Annotated in this window: 1 protein-coding gene; it reads left to right on the forward strand. The window is 60.2% G+C overall.

Annotated features, from left to right (window positions below; all coding sequences use genetic code 11):
- Positions 1-236, forward strand: a 236-nt coding sequence (locus ACFVYJ_RS13955; protein WP_463255484.1) for a hypothetical protein, incomplete at both ends; no start/stop codon positions are given.

Below are 236 nucleotides of genomic sequence, written 5' to 3' on the forward strand. Positions count from 1 at the left end.
GCTCTATGACTCCCGCATCATCGCCCGCTACCTGAGCGCCAAACAGAACCGTGATCCGCTGACCTGGGACCAGCAGAACCAGCTGACCCTCATTGATGCCGCCAATGATTCCGCGGTCACCCTGTTGTTGGCCAAACGCTCCGGCATTGATGTCGATGCCGACGTGATGTTCTTCAACCTGCAGCGGGAACGGATCATGACCACCCTGCGAACCCTGGCGGCCCAGGTCGAGGAAG

The sequence above is a fragment of the Pontibacter sp. JAM-7 genome (genome assembly GCF_048548695.2).
Classification (GTDB): domain Bacteria; phylum Pseudomonadota; class Gammaproteobacteria; order Pseudomonadales; family Balneatricaceae; genus Neptuniibacter.